Origin of the sequence: Sorangium sp. So ce1014 (genome assembly GCF_051521505.1) — a bacterium.
In the GTDB taxonomy this organism is placed as follows: Bacteria; Myxococcota_A; Polyangia; order Polyangiales; family Polyangiaceae; genus Sorangium.
In genome coordinates this window covers 8,936,393-8,955,957 of the sequence record NZ_CP150356.1, presented here as the reverse complement: position 1 = coordinate 8,955,957, position 19,565 = coordinate 8,936,393, and the positions used below count along the sequence as shown (strand labels likewise).

The window sequence follows — 19,565 nt, the reverse complement described above, 5'->3', positions numbered from 1 at the left end:
GCGTTGAAGAGCGCGCCCTACAACGTAGAAGCGCGCTGATCAGCCGGGGATTCGCGGAGATCGCGGAGAAGGCGGCGACCGCCGCCATCGACGCGAGGACGACTGGAAGCATAGCAGTCGAGCGGCGTTCTTGCACATTTCTGCATACATCTCCGCAGGCGCGCTGGCGGTCGCCGCTCGCCGCGCTGCCCGCGCCGGGCCGAGCGGCGGGCGGGATGGCGCCCCGGAGCGCTGCCGCTTCTCGACCGCCCCGGCGAATGGACCTAGAGTTGGGCACCATGTCGCGCAGCCAGGCCTACCGTGCCCCGTTCGCTCCCGGAGAGGAAAATGCAGTCGACGCCGCGCTTTGCGAGCGGCTCCTCTCGGTCGCCCTGTCCAAGGGGGGCGATTACGCCGACCTCTTCTTCGAGTACCGGGCGGCGGGCGGGTTCACCTTCGACGAGGGCATCCTCAAGGCGGCGTCGCGCGGGGTGTCGATGGGGGTCGGCGTCCGCGTCCAGCGGGGAGACGCGACCGGGTACGCCTACACCGAGGACCTCACCTGGGACGCGATGCGGCGCGCGGCCGAGACGGCGGCGCAGATCGCGACGGGCTCCGGCGGGACGGAGAAGATCGAGCTCCGGCGCCGCGAGCTGCCGAGCCGCTACGAGCTGCCCAGCATCTCGCTCGACGCCCCCGGGCTCGCGAAGCGCGCCCTGCTCGAGCGCGCGAGCGCCGCGGCGCTCGCCTACGATCCCAGCATCATCAAGGCGGAGGCCAGCTTCGTCGAGGAGGTGCGCGAGGTCCTCGTGGCCACGAGCGACGGGCGGATGTCGCACGACGTCCAGCCGCTCATCCGCTTCGGCGTGCGGGCGATCGCCGAGCGCAGCGGCAAGCGTCAGGAAGGCTCGAGCGGCGGCGGCGGGCGCATGACGACGGCCTACTTCGAGGACAGGTCGCCGGAGTGGCACGCCAGGGAGGCGGCGCGGCAGGCGGTCGCGATGCTCGATGCGCGCGAGGCGCCCGCCGGCGAGATGAACGTCGTGCTCGCCCCGGGCGACAGCGGCATCCTGCTGCACGAGGCCGTCGGGCACGGGCTCGAGGCCGACTTCAACCGCAAGGGGACCAGCAACTACGCCGGACAGGTCGGCAAGGACGTCGCGAGCCCGCTCTGCACGGTGGTGGACGACGCGACCCTCCTCCAGTCGCGCGGCACGATCAACATGGACGACGAGGGCCACGAGCCCGAGCGCAGCACGCTCATCGAGAACGGCAAGCTCGTCGGGTACATGCACGACCGGCTCTCGGCTCGGCACTACGGGCTCACGCCGACCGGCAACGGGCGGCGCGAGAGCTTCGCCTCCGCGCCGATGCCCCGCATGACCAACACCATCCTGCTCGCCGGCCCCCATGATCCCGAGGAGATCGTGAAGTCGGTGAAGCGCGGCGTCTTCGCGAAGAAGTTCGGCGGCGGCCAGGTCGACATCTCGAACGGCGACTTCGTCTTCTCGCTGACCGAGAGCTACCTCATCGAGGACGGGAAGCTGACCGCGCCGCTGAAGGGCGTGAACCTCATCGGCAACGGCCCCGAGGTGCTCCGGCGCGTCACCATGCTCGGCCACGACGTCGCCACCTCCGACGGCATCTGGACGTGCGGCAAGGACGGACAGAGCGTTCCGGTGGGTGTTGGGTGCCCCACAATCAAGATCGATCTCATCACGGTCGGCGGAACGCGGATCGGCTGATTCTCAAGGCTGGAACGCCGGGGGGACGGTGGGCGCCGTGCCGGTGTGGGTGGGTTTAGCGCGGTGCGTCTTGCGGGCCCGTCGTGACACCCGTATACGGGGCGTACATGGCGCGTCGTTCGTTCATAGCCATCGTCGGACACGGACCTGACCTGGAACGAGAGGAGGGCGCTGCATCGGTCTTACGCTCGCTGGGCGCTGACGTTCGGACCCTGGACCTCTGGGACGATCCACCGCGGCTCTTCCACGACGATGAGAGCAAGGCGCGGGCGATCGTCGTCGAGGCGCTCGATCGGCCGGATCTGGCCGCGGCAGCGCTGCGCGCGCTGCGCCGCGAGCCCCGCCTCGAGGAGGTCGGCGCGCTTGTCGCGGTGAGCGTCGCGCAGATCGCGCGGATCGAGCCGTCCAGCGGCTTCGACGACTTCCTGCTCGTGCCGTACGTGCCGGCCGAGCTCTACGCGCGCGTGCGCCTCGTCGAGTGGCGCCGCAGCGAGTTCGCGACCGAGGAGCGGGTGAAGGTGGGCGCGATCGTCATCGACCGCGCGGCCCACGACGTGTCGGTCGGCGGCATGCACGTGCCGCTCACCGCGAAGGAGTTCGCGCTGCTCTCGTACGTGTGCGAGCGCCGCGGGAAGGTCGTGTCGCGGACAGAGCTGCTCCGGCGCGTCTGGGGCAGCCAGTACGAGGGCGGCGCGCGGACCGTCGACATCCACGTGAGGCGCCTCCGGGCGAAGCTCGGCTCGGCGCTGCCGCTCGTCACGCTGCGCGGGGCCGGGTACCGGCTCGAATCGCCGCTCCCCGGCTCCGGGGGGCCCGAGGGCAGCGACGCGAGCCGGGCGCAGCAGCGAGGCGGCGCCGGCGCGGAGGCCCACGGCGAGGAGCCGCGCGACGACGACGAGGCCGACGACGACGAGGACGGCGACGACCAGGGCGACGCGGACGAGGGCGACGAGGACGAGGGCGAAGGCGAGGCCGAGGAGCCCGCGCAAGGAGAGCGGCGGTCGGGACCGTCGGCGCACGACGCCGCGACCCCCGGGCGCGAGCGGCGCATCACCCGATGACGCCGCCGGACCGCCGCGGCGCCGCGCGAACGGCCGCCGGCGCGGGGCGCGGCGGCGCGGGGCGCAGCGGCGGTCGTTCGCGTAGCGCCGCGCCGCCGATCGTCGCGATCAGCGTCGGGTGCCCCAGCGGCGTGGGCCCCGAGGTCGCCGTGGCCGGCGCGGCGTCCGTCGAGGGCGTACGCTGCGTGCTCGTCGGCGACGAGGCGGTCCTCCGGCGCGCCGCGCGGCTCGTCCGGGTCGCGGCCCGCCGGCTCGTCGTGGTCGATGGGCGCGCCGCCGTCGAGCAGCTCGCGCCCGGCGCGATCGGGCTCTGGGCGGGCAGCGCGCGGCTCTCGCGGCCGAGCGCTTTCGGCCGACCCGAGGCCGAGGACGGCGCGGCGCAGCTCGCGTGGATCGACGCGGCGACGGATCTTGTCCGCGAGGGGGTCGCGGCGGCGCTGGTCACGGGGCCCGCGTCGAAGCACGCGATCGCCACGAGCGGCGCGCCGGGGTCCGCGGATTTCCTCGGACACACCGAGCACCTCGGCCGGCGGCTCCGCGCGCGCGAGGTCACGATGGCCTTCGCCTCGGGCAAGCTCGTGACCGCCCTCGTGACGACCCACATGCCGCTGCGCGACGTGCCCGAGGCGGTGAGCCCGCGCGAGGTGGCGCGCGCCGCGGTGTGGCTCGCGCGGCTGCTCGCCGACCTCGGCCGCGAGAGGCCGCGCGTGGCCGTCGCCGCGCTGAACCCGCACGCCGGCGAGGGCGGGCTCCTCGGCGACGAGGAGAAGCTGCGGATCGCGCCGGGCATCCGCCTCGCGGCGCGGCGGCTCGCGCGCTCGGGTCCGGCGGCGGAGCTGAGCGGGCCCCTCGGCGCGGAGACGGCGTTCCGGCTCGCGGCGCGGGGCGCGCTCGACGGGGTCGTCGCGATGTACCACGACCAGGCCACGATCCCGAGCAAGCTCCTCGGCTTCGGCGAGGCGGTGAACGTCACGCTCGGCCTGCCGATCGTGCGCACGAGCGTCGACCACGGCACGGCGTACGATCTCGCGGGCACAGGGCGCGCCGACCCGCGCGGCATGCGCGAGGCGATCGCGCTCGCGGCGCAGCTCGCGTCGGCGCGCTGACGCGCCGGCGCTCCCGGGGGCGGATCAGCGCGCTCCGGCGCGGCCCTCGATCAGGGTCATCAGCCGCTCGAGCGCCGGCAGGCTCACGCCGTGCTCGCGGCCCATCGCGAGCACGGCGGCGCCCATCGCGAGGTGCTGCGCATGGAGCTTCGGGCCGAAGTGGGCGTCGAGGAACCGCAGCGCCTCGGGGACCACAAGGCGCGCGAGCGCGACACCAGGTTTCAGCGTGAACGGTCCGAGCGCCCGGGTGAGGAGCTTCGTCCAGGGGGCCACTCTGCCCACGCGGTCCGCGAGCGCCACGCACTCCCTGGTGGCCTCGAGCGCGGTGCCGAGCACGCCCTCGTTCTCGAGGAGAGCGCTCGTGCCGCCGCCCGCGTCGATGGCGGCGATCAGCGGGAAGAACGCGGTCGTCGTGGCGGCGTTCTGCGCGCCCACGTCCGGCTCGAGCCGCGCCGGGAGATCGGCGCTCGTGAGGCGGCGCGCGAGCTCCTCGAGCAGCGGTTGCTCGGCGGGGGCGCCTCCCTCTTCGTCGATGAGCGTCGACGCGAACCCGACGAGCCAGTAGCGGACCACGCCGCGCTCGTCGAGGTAGCCCGAGACGCTCGGCATCGCGGGGGTGATGCGGCGCAGGGCGGCCTCCTCCAGGCCCGCGCGCTGCGGGGGCAGGAGCGGCGTGAGCACGACGACGGGGGCGGCCGGTCCGCCGCGGAGGAGGTCTGCGACCGTCCTGCCCCCCGCGGCGCCGCCGACACCGGGGCCGGGAGCGAGCTGATCGAAGCGCACGGTGATCAGGACGACCTCCGCGTCGGCCGGGATGTCGGCCGCGAGGCGCGGGCGCTCCAGCGTGTCGCGTCGATCGGCGCTGTTGACCTGCTCGATGACGAACGGCCGCACGTCCGCGACGCGCTCGGGCCGGACCACGAACGTGACGTCGTCTCCCTGGGCGGCGAGGCGCACGCCGTAGACCCGCCCGAGCGCGCCCGCACCCACGATGCTGATCCGCATGGCGTCCCACGTAGCCCGCGGGACACCGAGAGGGAAGGGGGGCGGCGGTCGCTGCCGGGCGCGGCGGACCGCGTCAGAACGTCCGCTTCGAGTCGATGAGGACGGTGACCGGCCCGTCGTTCTCGACGAACACGCGCATGTCGGCGCGGAAGCGGCCCGTGGCCACCTCGAGGCCGCGCGCCCGCAGGGCGGCGACGAAGCGCTCGTACAGCGCCTCGGCGCGCACGGGCTCCATGGCGCCGTCGAAGCTCGGCCGGAGGCCGCGCCGGACGTCGCCGAAGAGCGTGAACTGGCTGATCGCGAGCACGCCGCCGCGCACGTCCGCGAGCGCCCGCGACATCTTGCCGGCCTCGTCGCTGAACACCCGGAGGCCCGCGATCTTGTTGGCGATGTGGTCGGCGTCGGCCTCGTCGTCGTCCTTCGCGGCGCCGACGAAGGCCACGAGGCCGCGCTCGATCGCGCCGACCACCTGGCCTTCGACCTCGACCCGCGCGGCGAGCGCGCGCTGCACGACCGCGCGCATCGCTAGCGCTGCGCCGCGCGCGGCGCGGGAGCGGGCTCCGCCCCGCCGCCCGCGCTGAGCCCGAGCTCGCGCATCAGCTTCGCCGTGAGCTTGAAGTACGTGCCGCGATCGTACGGCTGGTTGAGGATGTGGAAGTCCTTGCGCGCGAGCCCCACGCAGCCGAAGCAGTAGGTGCAGCCGGTGCAGTCGACCGAGCGCACGAGGTACGACGACTGCGTGCACCGCTCGGACGCGACGCAGTGGCTGCACGCGATGAGATCGCGGCAGCCGCGGCAGTGCGTGCTGTCCGAGCAGCGCTGGGAGTCGACGCAGTAGTGGCACCTCTGCAGCGCCTTCGCGTTGCGGCAGAACGTGCAGTCGACGCAGCGCTCGCACGCGACGCACGCGACGCAGCGCTCGTTGTCCGTGCCCGTCTCGAACGCCTGGATCAGCTTGCGGAGCTCGGCCTCGAATTCCGCGCGCGTCATTCCGCCTCGACGCTCGCCTCGGAGAGGGCGCCGTCCTCGCCGCGCTGGGCCGCGCCGTCCGCCGCGCAGGGCGGGGCGGCCTGGGGGCTCGACGGCCGCGCCTGGGAGATCGGCTCAGCGGAGCCCGCGGCCGGGGCCTCAAGCCTGCCGCTCACCTGGCGGCGCAGGCGCTCGGCGGCCTCGCGCGTCGCGGGCTCCTCGGCGAACTCCTCGATGCGCCGGAGCCGCGACTCGAGCACGGCGCGCCGCTTCGGCAGCTCGCCGACGAGGATGCCCGAGAGCTCGTCGATCGCGTGCTGGATGCGCTGCTCGTCGCTGTGCTCGAGCAGCTGCAGGTACACGTCCTGCTCGGCGGGGAAGGTGTGGCCGGCGCGGAGGAAATCGCTCGCGGCCTTGGAGATGTTGGGTCGGCCCGACGCGCAGAGCAGCTTCGACAGGAGCCGCTGGCGCTCGATGGCCTTCGGGTCGCTCTGCGGAGGCGGCGCGAGGACGATGCGCCCGGGCGCCTTGGACGCCCCGTCGCGCCCGGACTTGACCCGCCCGCCCTTGCCGTCGTCGACCTCCGGCTCCTTGCGCGGCGTGAAGAGCGCCTCGAGCGCGGCGCGGTGTTGCTTCGCTGCCCGCCGGTCCTCGCCGCTCTGCGTTGGGCGAGGTAGCCCTGCGCTGTTGGGCTGGCCAGGGCCATAGGCGGTGTGGAGCTCGGGATTGTGCCAGACCTTGGTTGCGTCTCTACGAATTCGGCGCATGTCGTGCCCCTGCTGACCTCGGAGCGATCATGGACGCGCCACCGGGTTCGGCTTCCGCGTCCCGCGTGTGGCGCCCCGCTTGCATTGATGGTGTGGTGAATGAGGCTGGTGCGTGGTTGACCGGGCTTCCCCCGCGATTCGCGACGGCCCGGACGTGTTCCGCAAGGGGCGCGACACCTGTCTCCGCGCGTATCACGCTGGACGCGCTGATCGTGAAGGCAGGGTCCCGTCGCAGTGCGTAGCGCGCCGGGCGATACCCGGCCGCGGACCTGGTGACGAGGGGCTGTGCCCCCATGCACCCCGGAACCGCGCTCACGACCCGACCGCAGTCGCGAGGCAGCTGGTTCCTACCACAGCCTTTGGTCAGCGCCGCAGAAAATTGGGCTGGCCTCCGCACTTCATGACATTCGTGTCCTCAGGGCTCCTCGACCCTTTCGAGCTTCCCTTCTGAGCTTCCGCGAGGGGCGTCTCGGAGACGCTATGTCGAGGCCGCTGACCTCGTCCCAGGTTGATTCAAGAAGCGGACCGCCGACTGCCTTTCCCAACCCCACATCCTGCGGGCGGGCGGCGACGCCGTGCCCGGGAGATCCGATCCGTGGTGGATGCCACTCGCACCCGACCCGACTGGAGCTTTCCATGATGAGCCTTCGATCCGTGAGCAGTGCAGGCCCGGCGCCGCGGGACGCAGGCGGGGCTGTGCGCAGCGCGGAGCCGCGAGCGCGTCTGAGGCGTGCTCGCGCTGCCGCGCTGGCGGTGCTTGTGAGCATGGCGGTGCCGGCCGTCCCGGCGGGGCGGCTGTGCGCGGAGCCGCTGCCCAGGGCGCATGCGGCCGAGAAGACCGAGAAGACCGAGGAGAAGACGGGCAAGCGGGACCGTCGCGATCGTGCGCCGGCTTCTCCCGCCTCACCGCCGGGCGCGGAGCGCGCGCAGCGGGCGGAGACGCGGGAGAGGCCGATCCGCGGCCGGGGGAAGACCGCCTCCGTGGCGACCGGTGACGAGAAGACGAGCGGAGCGGGGAGCCGGAAGGTCCGCGGCCGCGCGAAGGCGCCGCAGGCGGCCGAGAGCGCCGCTGCGAAGGAGGGGGGCGCGGCGAAGGCGGTCAAGAAGAAGGAGAAGAAGAAGCGGGCGGCGCGGACGGCCGAGAGCAAGCGTCGCGGGGCGAAGAAGGGGTTGGACAGGGAGGCTCCTCCGAAGCCGTGCCATGGGCCGGTGCTCTCGATGGATCGGAGCGGGATCGAGCCGGAGCGCCTCGAGCTCGTCGACTGCAAGGGGAAGCCGCGCGAGGAGGCCCGGCGCGCCCTCTCCTTGCTCGCGCGCCCGTGGGGCACGCCGCGGCCGATCCTGGAGGGCGAGCGCGCGCCTGCGCGGAAGCCGGAGGCGTCCAGCCGCAAGCGGCAGTCGGCGGGCGGCAAGAAGCCGGGGGCCGCCGGGGGCAAGGCGAGCAAGGCAAGCGGGGTGCAGGTGGGGGAGATCGCGCCCGGCGTGCGGCTGCTCGACCCCGGGCTGCTCTCGCGCATCGACGCGCTCGCGCGGCGGTATCCGGGCCGGCTCGTGTCGCTCGTGAGCGGGTACCGGCCGCAGAGCCAGGGCAGCCTGCACCAGACGGGGCGGGCGCTCGATCTGCGCATCGCGGGGGTGCGCAACGACGAGCTCGCGGCAGCCTGCCGGGGGCTCGTGGACACGGGCTGCGGGTACTATCCGAACAGCTCGTTCGTGCACATCGACGTGCGCGCTCCCGGGACGGGGAGCGTGTCGTGGATCGACGCGTCCGGGCCCGGCGAGGTGCCCCGCTACGTCGCCGCGTGGCCGCCGCCGCAGGACGACGTGCGGGCGGCGACGGGAGGGGTGTCCGGCGAGGATGCGGAGGAGGTGCTCCGGCGGGAGCGCCGCGAGAAGCCCGCGGCCGCGCCGGAGCGCGAGAAGCCCGCGGCCGCGCCGGAGAAGGTGGCGAGCGCGGCGCCGGCGGCGGTCGAGAGCGCCGTGCTGGAGAGGGCGGCGAGCGCTGTGCCGGAGAAGGCGGCGAGCGGCGCGGCGGAGAAGGCGGCGGGCGCGGTGCCGGGGAAAGCGGCGGGCGGCGCGGCGGAGAAGGTGGCGGGCGGCGCGGCGGAGAAGGCGGCGGGCGGCGCGGCGGAGAAGGCGGCGGGCGCTGTGCCGGAGAAGGCGGCGGGCGGCGCGCTGTAGTAGGAAGGCGCAATGGGCATCACGATCCCTCGCCGGCACGCCTCGGCGGTCGCCGGTACGTTCGGTCCGCTGGCGGTGCATCGCCATGAGGTCGTGGCCGCGGGCGCGCCATACCCCGTCTTCACGCTGGAGCTCGCCGACTGGATCTCGGTGGCCGCGATCACCGATGCTGGGGAGTTCGTCCTGGTGCGGCAGCACCGGCACGGGCTCGACGCGGTGACCATCGAGACCGCCGGCGGCATCGTCGATCCCGGGGAGGAGCCGGCGGCCGCGGCGCCGCGCGAGCTCCTGGAAGAGACAGGATATGCCGCGGGGTCGCTCGAGGCGCTCGGGTGGGTGCACCCGAATCCGGCGCTTCAGGCGAATCGCTGCTTCCTTTACCTGGCGCGCGGCGCGCGGCGGGTCGGCGAGCCCTTGGGCGACGAGCACGAGAGCACCGAGGCGGTCGTGATGAGCGCTGACGAGGTGACGGCAGCGATGCAGGACGGCCGGATCAGCCACGTGATCGCCGTGGTCACCCTGCTGCGCGCGCTCGCTGCCGCGACCTCGGCCCCGCGCTGACCGCGGCGCCTGCAAGGCGGTCAGCCGGTGCCGTTCGGCGGCGATGGGAACCGCTCCGGTCGACGCGCGTTTGGCCGTGGTGAGGCCGAGCTTGAGCTGGGCCTTGACGCCGAAGACCTGCCGGAAGGTCGTGGCCCGGTCGTTGAACCAACCGTCCGTCGGGATGAGCTGCAACTTCACGATGAGCTTGCCGACGAGCGTCTGCCTCTCCGTGCCAATGGGCGCTCCGGCGCTGAGCGGAGGACCCAACTTGGCTCCTTGGGTCGCATGCCGAAGTAGCACGGCCTACTTCGCCAGCGCCGAGCACGGCTGATTTGACTGGCAATCGTGTAGGCGAGAGCACTCCCGCCGTGCGCGCTGGTTGACACGCTCGGATCTCTCGCGTCTTGATGCGCGCCCTTCGCGGGGCAGCCCTGAGAGCCTCTCGGGAGCAACGCGGCGGAGCGCAGCAGTGGTCCTCGTGGGGGGAATCTGGAGATCTATCGATGAGCCGTGTTCTTCGGCGAATAGCATTCTTTGCTTGCGCCGGCGTCGTCCTGCTCACGGGGTGCAGCAGCTCCTCGGCCACACCGCTCGACGGGGTGACCGAATCACACGACGACGGCGACGGGAGCGACGGAGTCGGGAGCGCCGGCGCAGGCGGCGCTGAACCCGGGGGCGCAGGCGGCGCTGAACCCGGGGGCGCGCCGGACGTAGACGGCGCGCCGGACGCGGCGTGCGACACCCTCTCGGCCGAGCTTCAGGGAGCGCTCGACGCGGCCGTGGAGGCCCAGAGGCTCCCCGGCGCGGCCGCCGCCGTGGCCATCGGCGGGTGCAGCTGGCTCGGCGCCGCGGGGGTGGCGGACGCGGAGGCCGACGTGGCCATCCAGCCCGGAGATCTCTTCCGCGCAGGGAGCATCACGAAATCCTTCGTCGCCACGCTGGCGCTGATGCTCCGCGCGGAAGGCCTGCTGTCGCTCGAGGACTCGGTCTCCACGTACGTGGACGGCATTCCCCGCGGCGAGCAGATCTCCGTGCGACAGATCCTGAACCACACGAGCGGTATCTTCAACTACACCGGGATGGACGAGTTCTGGACCGCGGCGCTCGAGGATCCGACGCACACGTGGACGCCCGCGGAGCTCATCGAGCTCGCCGCGTCGAAGCCGCCGTATTTCGAGCCGGGGCAGGGCTTCGCCTACTCCAACACGAACTACATCATCGCCGGCCTGCTCGTCGAAGCGGCCTCGGGAGAGCCCATCGGCGAGCTGCTCCGCACCCGCGTCCTCGAGCCGGCGGGGCTCGCGCATTCCTACCTCGACGGCGCCGAGGCGGCCCTCCCCGGCCTCGTGCACGGCTACGGGCGAAGCCGCGGGGAGCTCGTCGAGATGACCTCCGCGCTCCACGCGTCCGCGGCCGGCGCGGCGGGCGCGCTGGTCTCGACCTCGAGCGATCTCGCGCGCTTCTACCGCAAGCTGCTCGACGGCACGCTGCTCGGCCCCGACGAGCTCGCGGAGATGACCACCTGGGTCGACACGCCGCCCGGCCAGGTCAACGGGTACGGCCTCGGGCTGTCCCGCCGCGAATCCCCGCTCGGCGTCCAGCACGGACACGACGGCGGTATCTGGGGATTCACGTCGTCGTCCTATTACGCGATCGACAGCGATGCTTCTATCACCGTGCTCGTCAACCTCGAGGGAGCTGACGTCGGCCGGGTCGTCGACGACCTGTCGCGCGTCCTCGCGACCCCCTGAGCCGAGCGGTCCGCCGGGAACGGGCCTCGCGCTTGCATCACCCTGGACGCAGCCTGCATGGGATGACACCCGGCAAGCCGCTCCCATCGTGAAAGGAGTCCGCGATGAAGCTGGTGAAAGCGCTCGGTGCGCTGGCGCTGTCCGGGCTCGCGCTCGGCGCCGCGCAGCTCGCTGCAGCGGAGGACACGATACCCATCCAGGATCTCGTGATCGTCGAGGAGACGACGAGCCCGGCGCTCGCCGACGCCAGGATCCCCCCGGACGACCTCCCGTATCACCGGCCCTTCCGGCCCTATGGGGACTTCCGGCCGTACAGGCCATTCATGCCGTACAGGCCCTTCCGGCCGTATGGGCACTTCCGGCCGCACAGGCCGTTCGGGCCCCACGGTCCCTTCCTTCCGCACGGGCATGACCACGGGCGGTCCGAGGCAACGCCGGCAGGGGATCTCCCCACGCCGGCCGTGAACCTCCAAGACCGTCGCTGACCTCACGGCAGGAGCGGCGGTGGTGGCCGGATTTGAACATGAAGGCGGAAGGCGGGAAGGCGGGAAGAAGAGATCAAGGATCTTCCTGCCCTCCCGCCTTCATGGGATTTACTCCGGGGCAAATCAGGCCACCACCCGCCACGCGGGATGGGCCGGTCCTCCAGGGCGGGGGCCATCGGAAGGGGGCCGCATGGGTGGAAGACAGCGACGCCGGAGCCTCGCCCTCATGGCCCTGGCCGCCGCCGCGGCGCACCTCGGCTGCGTCCTCCTCGGGGCGCTCCACGTCGACCTGCAGAGGGCAGGGCGGCTCGGCAGGGGGGTCGCTTATTACGGCGCGCTCTCCGGGGCCGACAGCAGCTACAACTTCTTTGCGCCCTCCGTCGGCGCGCTGCCCTGGGCGAGATTCCAGGTGACGGACGCGCGAGGGAGGCGGATCGACGACGTCCTGGAGTCCGGCGCGAACCCCGAGGCGCAGCTCCGGATCAGGAGCCTCGTCGCGCTCTTCGTGACAGAAGAGGACGCGTCGATGCGGCGCTCGCTCGCGGCCTCGTGGGCAGGCAAGGTGCTCGCGAGGTACCCCGGCGCGGAGAGCGTGGTCGCCCGGGTGGAGATCTGTGACCTCCCCTCGATGCAGGAATACCGCGACGACAAGCGGCCAGCGTGGAACCTGATCTACGAGGCGAAGCTCGTCCGGCAGCACAGGCCCCCGGCCGCCCCGCAGGAGAACGGCGCGCCGTGAGCGGGCCGAGCGGCGTCGCCGGCGCGGCAGGGCTCTCCCGCGCCGCCGGCTCGCCGGCGTCCGAGCGCGCGGCGGCTCCGGTCCGATGAGGTATCCTGCGCCCGATGCGCTCTCCCGACGCAGCCGGCCCCGGCGCTCCGCAGGCCTGCCTCTCGCCCACCGAGCTCTTCCATCGCGTTTTCGAGCTCCTCGCCGCCATGGAGGAGGCGCAGCGGGGCAAGGTCATCGATCTCGCGCGGCGCCTCATCCCCACCCTCACGGCCGAGGACATCCGCAACCCGCACGACTTTCCCGGCCTCGACGACCCCGACTGGCACTTCGAGGACGGGCAGCTCGCCGGCATCGAGGCCGTACGGTTTGCGCTCCGCGGTCTCGCGAGCGATGTTCTGGGGGATGGCGAAGGGCGCGAAGCGCGAGAGAGATCCGAAATCGGCGGCCAGCCCGGCGCGAGCCGCGAAGGCGGCGGCACGCAAGGCGAGTGAGGCGTTCTACCAGCCGTTCTCCACGCTCCGGCAGCTGACGAAGCCCAAGCCGGCCGCGGCGCCCGAAGCGAAGGGCAGGGCGGCCGCGGCGCCCGAAGCGAAGGGCAGGGCGGCCGCGGCGCCCGAAGCGAAGGCCAAGCCGGCCGCGACACCGGAGGCGAAGGGCAGGGCGAACGCGGCCGCGCCCCCGGGCGCCGGCGCGGCGGCACGGACAGGCGCCGAGCCGGCGCCGCGGCCCGTCGACCCCGAGACCTTCGCCATCTACATGGCCGGCGTCCGCGTGCTCGAGGACCGCGCGAACCGGATCCCCATCACCGCGAGCCGCGTCGAGCGCGCCGCGCCCCCGACGATCGTCGCCGATCCGGACGAGGAGGCGCGCTCGCGCATGCGTTCGCTCGTCATCGAGGGCATCAAGTTCGAGACAACGGACGACAGCGAGCGCATCGAAGGCAGGCGCCTCGACGTCGATCCGCGCGAGCTCAGGCGGCTCCGCCGCGCCCGCTACGCCCTCGACGGCACCCTCGATCTGCACGGCCTGAGGCTCGAGGCGGCGCGCGAGGCCGTCGAGGCCTTCGTCTGCAAGCGCCAGCGCGACGGCGACCGCGTCGTCGCCATCGTGCACGGCAAGGGCAACCACTCGCCCGGCGGGCACGCCGTGCTCCGCGGCGAGATCGCCGCCTGGCTCAGCAACGGCCGCGTCGCCCGCCACGTCGCCGCGTTCACGACGGCCCCGGACGCCGAGGGCGGCGCCGGCGCCGTGCTCGTGCTGCTCGCGCGATGATGCCGAAGGCGCGCGTCGAGCCCACCGAGACGCCGCGGCACGCGCCGCGCTGCACCCTGCTGCCCGCCGTCCGGGCGGTCTGCCGCGGCCTCGTGCCGGCCGCGCGCGCGATGCGCCGCGGTCTCCTGCCCGCCGCCGCGCTGCTCGCCCTGCTGCCCGCGTGCGCGCCGGCCCCGGCCGCGGCGCCGTCGCCGCCGCCGAGGCCCGCGCCGCCCCCGCCGCCGTCGACGCTCGGCGACGGCGAGCTCGGCGAGTACCGCTCCGAGCGCTTCGATCTCCGGCTTCCGCTGCCTGACGCGCGCGGCTTCCGCGTCGAGGACGGCGGAGGCCCCTGGCTCGTCGCGACCCACGCCGCGTCGTCGACGTCGCTGCTCGTGCGCACCTGGCGCGCGGACGGCCGCGCGAGCCGCGCCGCGTGCGAGGCGCGCGCGCGGCTCTGGCGCGACCTGCCGCGCCCCGACCTCCGCCTCACCGCCGTGGAGCGCCGGATCGACGTGCCCGAGGGCTTCGACACCGTCGTGGCGATCGGCGTCGCCGACGCCCCGCCCGGCGCGCCGATCGACGGCTTCGCGGTCGCCTTCGGCGGCTCCGGCCGGCGCTGCTTCGCCTTCATCGCCGAGACGCGCGCCGCGGGCCCCTCCGCCGAGCGGCTCGTCGCCGAGCGGCTCGCCGCCGTGGTCGAGATCTCGCTCGGCGGCCTCCGCCTCGTGCGCGAGATCGCGCCCGCCGTGCCGCGCGAGCCGCCGCCCTGAACCCAAGGCTCAGCGGTAGACGCCCCCGCGGGCGCGGGACTCGAGCGCCGCGGCGAGCTCCTCCTCGCCGATCGACCACGCTTCGGCCGACAGCTCGCGCGCCTCGGCGGGCTTGAGCGCCTCCACCGCGTGCGGCACGAAGCGCAGCCGCGACAGCGACAGGAGGCGCTCCAGCGCCTCGGACGTCACGCCGCTCTGGAGCTCCCTCCGCCACGCGCGATCGATCGCCTCGAGCCGCGCGGGGCTCTTCCAGGCGTCGGCGAGCACCACGCGGCCGAGCCGCGCGTCGATGGCGTCGATCCCCGTGGGCAGCGCGACGATCGCCTGCTGCGCCGCGCGCGCCGGATCGCCGAGGCCGAGCGAGAGCAGCGCCCGCGCCGCCTCGAGCAGCCGCGCCTCGTCGGGCCGGAGCGCGGCCCGATCCACAGACGGCAGCCGCTCCAGCGCGAGCGCGTACCGCTCGCGGCGCGCGGCGTCGACCACGGCGGCCAGCGCGCGCAGGACCCTCGCCGTCGGCGGCGAGAACCACGGATCCACGCACTCGCTCGGGCGCTGCGCGGGGTCGTCGAGATCGAGGGCGGCGGCGCGCCACAGCGACGCGCGCGCGTCGAGGACGGCGCGCGAGGCCTGCACCGCGAGCAGGAAGAGCGCGACCGCGGGGAGCAGGCCCTTCGCGCCCCAGAGCTCGCCGAGGAAGCAGCTCGCCGCGACGAGGAGCGAGAGCAGGAGAACGAGCACCAGCCGGCGCCGACGCCTCGCGACGCCGCCCGCCGAGCGGGCAGCACCGTCCGTCGCGCCGACGACCTCGGCGCACCGCTCGAGCAGCCACGTCCAGGCAGATCCCACGTCCGCTGGATCAGGATGCCTGGCGCTACGCTTCCGCGCGAGGCCTTTCGATCTCGGCGCAGAGCGCCCGGGTGAAGTCGTCGGTGCTCGCGGCGCCGCCGAGGTCGCGTGTGCGCACCTGGCCTGCCCGGTAGACCGACGTGAGCGCCCGCTCGATCCTGTCGCCCGCCTCGTGCTCGCCGAGGTGCCGCAGCATCATCACGGCGCTCTGCACGAGCGCCGTCGGGTTCGCGTAGCCCTTGCCCGCGATGTCCGGCGCCGACCCGTGCACCGCCTCGAAGACCGCCGCCTCGTCGCCGATGTTCGCGCCGGGCACGATCCCGAGCCCGCCGACAAGGCCGGCGCCGAGATCCGAGAGGATATCGCCGTACAGGTTCTCCGTCACGAGCACCCCGAGCTTGTTCGGATCGCGGACCATCGTCATGGCCGCCGCGTCGACGATCATCTCGCCGAGGTGGACCTCGGGGTGCTTGACGGCGACGCGCCGCGCGCAGTCGAGCGCGAGGCCGTCGGAGAGCTTCATGATGTTCGCCTTGTGGACGATCGTCACCTTGCTCCGGCCGTGCTGCTTCGCGTACCGGAACGCGAACTCGGCGATGCGGGTCGAGCTGCGCTCGGTCGTGAGCTTGATGCTCTGGGCCACGCCGGGCAGGATCATGAGCTCGAGCCCGGCGTAGAGCCCCTCGGTGTTCTCGCGCACAATGACCATGTCGACGTCGAACCGCGGCTCGACGCCCGGCAGGCTGCGGATGGGCCGCACGTTGGCGTAGAGGTCGAGCGTCTGCCGGAGCGTCACGTTGACCGACCGGAACCCGCCCCCGATCGGCGTGGTCACCGGGCCCTTCAGGGCGATCCGGTTCTTCCGCACGGCGTCGAGGACGGGGAGGGGGAGCGGCGAGCCCGTCAGCTTCGCGACCTCGATGCCCGCGTGGTGGATCTCCCAGTCGACGGTGACGCCGGCGGCGGAGATCACATCCTGAGTCGCGCTCACGACCTCCGGACCGATGCCGTCGCCCGGGATCAACGTGATGCGATAGGCCATGGGCCGTCCCCTTAGCAGGTGTGCGGGCCGGAACAATGGGCAAGCGAGCTCGAGCGCGAGGGCGCGCGCCGCGCGCCGCGCCGGTACGCGCCGGTACGCGCCGGCAGAGGCGAGGCGCCGGGGAAGCGCGCGGGAGGGCAACGTGGTGCGATGCGCCCTTTTACAACCGCGCGCGACCTCGCTAGGGTACGCCCCCGCACGGCCTGACGGGCCGCTGTCACCTGGAACCGGGCGCGGGCCGGGCCATCGGCCCGCGCTCATGTTCACCAACTAGATTGAAGGAGCGTGCTCATGCACCCTCGTGTCTTGAAAGGTCGCCGAACCGCTTTCGCGGCCTTCCTGCCTGCCGTGATCGCGTCGTCCTCGCTGGGGTGCGGCTACTCCGAGGAGGAGTGGAAGGCCCAGCTCGACAAGTACAGCCGCCTTCAGGGCCAGCACCAGACCACGGAAGGCCGCCTCGCCCAGACGCAACAGGAGCTCGAGGCCGCCCAGGCGAAGATCGCTGAGCTGACGAGGCAGCTCGAGGCGGCCGGCGTCGACATCGGCAAGCTGAACGAGAACCTCCAGGCGACGAGCACGCAGGTGTCGCAGCTGAGCTCGACGCTCGAGGAGCGCGAGAAGGCGCTCGCCGAGTTCAAGGCGCGCGCCCGCCAGCTGGAGCAGATCAAGGCGCGGTTCGAGACGCTCAGGAAGAAGCTGGACGAGCTCACGAAGCTCGGCCTGGCGGTGAACATCCGGAACAACCGGATGGTCATCTCGCTGCCGGGGGACGTCCTCTTCGACTCCGGGCGCGAGTCGCTGAAGAAGGAGGGTAAGGAGATCCTCCTCAAGGTGGCGACGGTCATCACGAACGACAAGTCGTTGCTCCAGCGCGACTACCAGGTCGCCGGCCACACCGACAACAAGCCGCTGGCGGGCGGTCAGTTCCGCGACAACTGGGGCCTGTCGCTGATGCGCGCCCGCGAGGTGCTGCTGTTCCTGGTCAGCCCGCCCGACGTGAAGGGCGGCGGCGGCGCGCTCCCGGTCGCGAAATGGAGCGCCGCGGGCTTCGCGGAGACCGACCCGGTCGCGACGAACGACACGGACGAGGGGCGGCGCAAGAACCGCCGGTGCGACCTCATCGTGGTCCCGAGCGTCGAGGAGATGCTCGACCTCAAGGCGATTACGCAGTAGCCCGGGATCGCGCGGCGCGCGCCGCAGGGAGAGCGCGCGCCGCAGGGAGAGCGCGCGCCGCAGGGAGAGCGCGCGCCGCAGGGAGAGCGCGGCGCCGGGCGGCGCCTCAGCCGCCAGGCGCGCGGCTGCCCGTGGCGCTCGTGACGCGGGGGCTCCGGAGCTCAGGGCAGCGGCGCGGCCGGGCAGGAGGCGTCGGTCGTCGCCTCGACGTCGTCGACATGCAAGGTCTCGTGGCCGAGCGGCTCGTCGCAGACGCCGCTGGCTCCTATCTTGAAGGAGAGGTGCTGGGGTCTGCCCGCCGTGCGCGGATCCAGGCAGATCGTCTGTTGCGTCCAGCTCTCGCTGGAAGGCAGGGTGGCGCCCGGGGTCGAGGAGGCGGTCGCCGCGTGGAGGTGACTCGTGCGGTACCAGAACTTCAGCGCCGGGCCGGCCGTCGCCTCGGGCTCGGGCACCGTGAACACGGTGGAGGCCGAGGGCTCCCGGCACGGCTTCTTCACGGACAGCGAGAGCGAGACATCGCCGGAGTGGGCGGTCGCCGCGTCGACGGCGAGCTTGGCGCTGCCACGCGCGGGATCGTCCGCGGTCAGGACCCATGTCGGCGAGAGGCTCGCGCCGGCGCCGGCGTTCTCGAAGCCGGGGTCGAAGAGCGGCGTGTCGCCGGGGCAACGATCGTCAGAGACGAAGGCGAGGTCATCCACCGTGAAATCGCGCTTGTTCTCGGCCGTGCACGGCTGGCTGTTCCGGTTCCGATAGGTGAAGGCGAGCCGGTGCGCCATGCCGAGCGCCCACCGGGGCAAGCAGACATGCGCGACCTGCGCCTCGCCCGTGCCCGTCAGGGCCGTCAGCTGGTGCGTGCTCAGCGTCACGTTGAGGACCGCGCCCGGGCTGCCCTGGCTCCAGATGCGGAGCGCCGGGTTCGGCAACGCGGCGGAGGGCAAAGGCGCCGAGACCGCGCCCTCGAGCGAGGGATACTGGCAGAACAGCGTGGTGGCGAGCTGCCCGCCCTTGCCGCCGCCCTGGCCCAGGCCGCTCACGATCCCGGAGACACCGTTCTCCGGCGTCGCCGTCCAGCCGGCGGCGCCTCCCTCGAAGTCGCCGTTCAGCACCTGGCCCGGCAGGGGACATTCGCTCATCTCATCCGGCCGAATCGCGACGTCATCGAAGGCCAGCGTGTAGCCCTGCCCGGCCGCCTCATCGCACAGGGGAGACCTCCGGGACGGCCCGAAGAGCAGCTCGACTGGCCCGCCATAGGCGCGCTCCCCCAGGCACACGCGCTGCGGGGCGAAGGACGAAGAGGGCATGAGATCGAGGTTGCTGAAACCCCCGTTGATGCGGACCCCCACGCCCGGGGGGCCGAGGCAGTCCATCGCGGCGTCGCACCCGATGCGCGCGGCGAACGTGAGGAGCAGCGGCTCGGCGCACGCGAGGTCCGGCATCGTGAGCTGCTGAGTGAAGCCCGCCATCTGGCACACCGCGTCTCTCCCGATGACCCCGGCCCCCGGGTTGCCGTTGCCCTCGGCCTCGGGGTGGACGAGCGCGGCGCCCGTGGTGCTCCAGGTGTCCGCGCTCTGGAACGATGGATCCAGCGGGCCGCCCTGCCAGACGCACTCGCCGTCGACCATCGCGTATCCATCGGTGCAGGCACAGCCCGCGATACACACGCCGTCCACGCAGCGGAGCTCGCCGTCGCACCGGTCAAGGGACCCGCACGGGCAGCCTTCCTCGCCGGGAGGGCAGCCCGCGCCGCCCGCCTCCCCGCCAGCGCCGCCCGCGCTCTCGGCGCCGCCGTCGCCCGCGCTCTCGGTGCCGCCCGCGCCCGCGCTCTCGGCGCCGCCGCCGCCCGCGCTCTCGGCGCCGCCGCCGCCTGCGCTCCCGGCGCCGCCGCCGCCCGCGCTCCCGGCGCCGCCGTCGCCCGCGCTCCCGGCGCCGTCGCCGCCGTCTTCACCTCCGTCGCCCGCCGCGCCCGACGCTGCGGCGGCGCTCGGCTCCGTCCCGGAGCAAGCGCTCGCGAGCGCGCCGATCACGGCGCAGCCACAGGTCAACGCGCGTGTCCACAGGATCATCTATTCAAGCTAGCGGGCGATACCTGCAGCGGCAAGGCGGATACCCTCTTTGAACAACAAGATAGTTAACTAAGGAGATCTCTCAAGTGGTGTCG

At 73.4% G+C, this 19,565-nt stretch carries 19 protein-coding genes; 12 read left to right on the top strand and 7 right to left on the bottom strand.

All coding sequences use genetic code 11. The features are described from left to right. Window positions 1–278: 278 nt before the first annotated feature. The 3 genes from WME75_RS33955 (at window position 279) to pdxA (ending at window position 3,891) form a co-directional block, all read left to right on the top strand. A complete protein-coding gene (locus WME75_RS33955) occupies window positions 279–1,724 on the top strand; it encodes a TldD/PmbA family protein (protein ID WP_437479534.1) in 1,446 nt (481 codons plus the stop codon). A gap of 107 nt (window positions 1,725–1,831) precedes the next feature. Further along, window positions 1,832–2,785, top strand: a complete 954-nt coding sequence (locus WME75_RS33950) for a winged helix-turn-helix domain-containing protein (protein WP_437479532.1) — start codon at window positions 1,832–1,834, stop codon at window positions 2,783–2,785. After that, window positions 2,782–3,891, top strand: a complete 1,110-nt coding sequence (gene pdxA, locus WME75_RS33945; protein WP_437479529.1) for a 4-hydroxythreonine-4-phosphate dehydrogenase PdxA — start codon at window positions 2,782–2,784, stop codon at window positions 3,889–3,891. Before WME75_RS33950 ends, pdxA begins: the two co-directional genes overlap by 4 nt. A 24-nt stretch (window positions 3,892–3,915) precedes the next feature. Here the strand turns inward: pdxA and WME75_RS33940 are convergent, their stop codons facing one another. From WME75_RS33940 to WME75_RS33925, 4 genes are all read right to left on the bottom strand, one after another. Beyond that, complete coding sequence (locus WME75_RS33940; protein WP_437479526.1) at window positions 3,916–4,896, bottom strand: ketopantoate reductase family protein; 981 nt, start codon at window positions 4,894–4,896, stop codon at window positions 3,916–3,918. Window positions 4,897–4,969: 73 nt separating this feature from the next. Further along, entirely contained in the window at window positions 4,970–5,419 is a 450-nt protein-coding gene (gene dtd / locus WME75_RS33935; protein WP_437479524.1) for a D-aminoacyl-tRNA deacylase, read from the bottom strand. 2 nt (window positions 5,420–5,421) lie between these two features. Next, complete coding sequence (locus WME75_RS33930; protein WP_437479521.1) at window positions 5,422–5,886, bottom strand: hypothetical protein; 465 nt, start codon at window positions 5,884–5,886, stop codon at window positions 5,422–5,424. Further along, a complete protein-coding gene (locus tag WME75_RS33925; protein WP_437479519.1) occupies window positions 5,883–6,632 on the bottom strand; it encodes a hypothetical protein in 750 nt (249 codons plus the stop codon). The genes WME75_RS33930 and WME75_RS33925 overlap by 4 nt, the downstream gene beginning before the upstream one ends. A 765-nt stretch (window positions 6,633–7,397) precedes the next feature. Between WME75_RS33925 and WME75_RS33920 the strand changes: the two genes are divergently transcribed. The 8 genes from WME75_RS33920 (at window position 7,398) to WME75_RS33885 (ending at window position 14,346) form a co-directional block, all read left to right on the top strand. Continuing rightward, complete coding sequence (locus tag WME75_RS33920; RefSeq protein WP_437479517.1) at window positions 7,398–8,813, top strand: YcbK family protein; 1,416 nt, start codon at window positions 7,398–7,400, stop codon at window positions 8,811–8,813. A 12-nt stretch (window positions 8,814–8,825) separates the two neighbouring features. Beyond that, the gene (locus tag WME75_RS33915; RefSeq protein ID WP_437479514.1) at window positions 8,826–9,374 is read left to right on the top strand and encodes an NUDIX hydrolase; all 549 of its coding nucleotides are present in this window, start codon (window positions 8,826–8,828) and stop codon (window positions 9,372–9,374) included. A gap of 485 nt (window positions 9,375–9,859) precedes the next feature. Further along, window positions 9,860–11,107: a serine hydrolase domain-containing protein gene (locus WME75_RS33910; RefSeq protein ID WP_437479511.1), complete on the top strand. Its 1,248-nt coding sequence runs from the start codon at window positions 9,860–9,862 to the stop codon at window positions 11,105–11,107. Window positions 11,108–11,211: 104 nt separating this feature from the next. After that, entirely contained in the window at window positions 11,212–11,592 is a 381-nt protein-coding gene (locus WME75_RS33905) for a hypothetical protein (protein ID WP_437479508.1), read from the top strand. A gap of 226 nt (window positions 11,593–11,818) precedes the next feature. Continuing rightward, complete coding sequence (locus WME75_RS33900; protein WP_437479506.1) at window positions 11,819–12,331, top strand: hypothetical protein; 513 nt, start codon at window positions 11,819–11,821, stop codon at window positions 12,329–12,331. Window positions 12,332–12,528: 197 nt separating this feature from the next. Continuing rightward, window positions 12,529–12,813, top strand: a complete 285-nt coding sequence (locus tag WME75_RS33895) for a hypothetical protein (protein ID WP_437479503.1) — start codon at window positions 12,529–12,531, stop codon at window positions 12,811–12,813. After that, window positions 12,725–13,594 carry a Smr/MutS family protein gene (locus WME75_RS33890; RefSeq protein ID WP_437479501.1) on the top strand — a complete coding sequence of 290 codons (870 nt, stop codon included), beginning with the start codon at window positions 12,725–12,727 and terminating at the stop codon, window positions 13,592–13,594. Before WME75_RS33895 ends, WME75_RS33890 begins: the two co-directional genes overlap by 89 nt. Further along, window positions 13,591–14,346 carry a hypothetical protein gene (locus tag WME75_RS33885; RefSeq protein WP_437479499.1) on the top strand — a complete coding sequence of 252 codons (756 nt, stop codon included), beginning with the start codon at window positions 13,591–13,593 and terminating at the stop codon, window positions 14,344–14,346. The genes WME75_RS33890 and WME75_RS33885 overlap by 4 nt, the downstream gene beginning before the upstream one ends. Window positions 14,347–14,355: 9 nt before the next feature. Here WME75_RS33885 and WME75_RS33880 read toward each other — a convergent pair whose 3' ends face one another. Next, window positions 14,356–15,192, bottom strand: coding sequence for a hypothetical protein (locus WME75_RS33880; protein ID WP_437479498.1), 837 nt, complete (start codon window positions 15,190–15,192; stop codon window positions 14,356–14,358). A gap of 25 nt (window positions 15,193–15,217) precedes the next feature. Beyond that, window positions 15,218–16,234 (bottom strand): isocitrate/isopropylmalate dehydrogenase family protein, encoded by a 1,017-nt coding sequence (locus tag WME75_RS33875; RefSeq protein ID WP_437479496.1) that lies wholly within the window; start codon window positions 16,232–16,234, stop codon window positions 15,218–15,220. A 348-nt stretch (window positions 16,235–16,582) separates the two neighbouring features. Here WME75_RS33875 and WME75_RS33870 point away from each other — a divergent pair, with 348 nt between their 5' ends. After that, window positions 16,583–17,407, top strand: coding sequence for an OmpA family protein (locus WME75_RS33870; protein WP_437479494.1), 825 nt, complete (start codon window positions 16,583–16,585; stop codon window positions 17,405–17,407). A gap of 161 nt (window positions 17,408–17,568) precedes the next feature. On the opposite strand, the gene WME75_RS33865 is transcribed toward WME75_RS33870, so the two are convergent. After that, the gene (locus WME75_RS33865; protein ID WP_437479492.1) at window positions 17,569–19,470 is read right to left on the bottom strand and encodes a hypothetical protein; all 1,902 of its coding nucleotides are present in this window, start codon (window positions 19,468–19,470) and stop codon (window positions 17,569–17,571) included. Between the last annotated feature and the right edge of the window lie 95 nt (window positions 19,471–19,565).

Coding starts and splice junctions, on each gene's coding strand:
- WME75_RS33955 (WP_437479534.1), top strand. CDS start 279: ATGTCGCGCAGCCAGGCCTACCGTGCCCCGTTCGCTCCCGGAGAGGAA.
- WME75_RS33950 (WP_437479532.1), top strand. CDS start 1,832: ATGGCGCGTCGTTCGTTCATAGCCATCGTCGGACACGGACCTGACCTG.
- pdxA (WP_437479529.1), top strand. CDS start 2,782: ATGACGCCGCCGGACCGCCGCGGCGCCGCGCGAACGGCCGCCGGCGCG.
- WME75_RS33940 (WP_437479526.1), bottom strand. CDS start 4,896: ATGCGGATCAGCATCGTGGGTGCGGGCGCGCTCGGGCGGGTCTACGGC.
- dtd (WP_437479524.1), bottom strand. CDS start 5,419: ATGCGCGCGGTCGTGCAGCGCGCGCTCGCCGCGCGGGTCGAGGTCGAA.
- WME75_RS33930 (WP_437479521.1), bottom strand. CDS start 5,886: ATGACGCGCGCGGAATTCGAGGCCGAGCTCCGCAAGCTGATCCAGGCG.
- WME75_RS33925 (WP_437479519.1), bottom strand. CDS start 6,632: ATGCGCCGAATTCGTAGAGACGCAACCAAGGTCTGGCACAATCCCGAG.
- WME75_RS33920 (WP_437479517.1), top strand. CDS start 7,398: ATGGCGGTGCCGGCCGTCCCGGCGGGGCGGCTGTGCGCGGAGCCGCTG.
- WME75_RS33915 (WP_437479514.1), top strand. CDS start 8,826: ATGGGCATCACGATCCCTCGCCGGCACGCCTCGGCGGTCGCCGGTACG.
- WME75_RS33910 (WP_437479511.1), top strand. CDS start 9,860: ATGAGCCGTGTTCTTCGGCGAATAGCATTCTTTGCTTGCGCCGGCGTC.
- WME75_RS33905 (WP_437479508.1), top strand. CDS start 11,212: ATGAAGCTGGTGAAAGCGCTCGGTGCGCTGGCGCTGTCCGGGCTCGCG.
- WME75_RS33900 (WP_437479506.1), top strand. CDS start 11,819: ATGGCCCTGGCCGCCGCCGCGGCGCACCTCGGCTGCGTCCTCCTCGGG.
- WME75_RS33895 (WP_437479503.1), top strand. CDS start 12,529: ATGGAGGAGGCGCAGCGGGGCAAGGTCATCGATCTCGCGCGGCGCCTC.
- WME75_RS33890 (WP_437479501.1), top strand. CDS start 12,725: ATGGCGAAGGGCGCGAAGCGCGAGAGAGATCCGAAATCGGCGGCCAGC.
- WME75_RS33885 (WP_437479499.1), top strand. CDS start 13,591: ATGATGCCGAAGGCGCGCGTCGAGCCCACCGAGACGCCGCGGCACGCG.
- WME75_RS33875 (WP_437479496.1), bottom strand. CDS start 16,234: ATGGCCTATCGCATCACGTTGATCCCGGGCGACGGCATCGGTCCGGAG.
- WME75_RS33865 (WP_437479492.1), bottom strand. CDS start 19,470: ATGATCCTGTGGACACGCGCGTTGACCTGTGGCTGCGCCGTGATCGGC.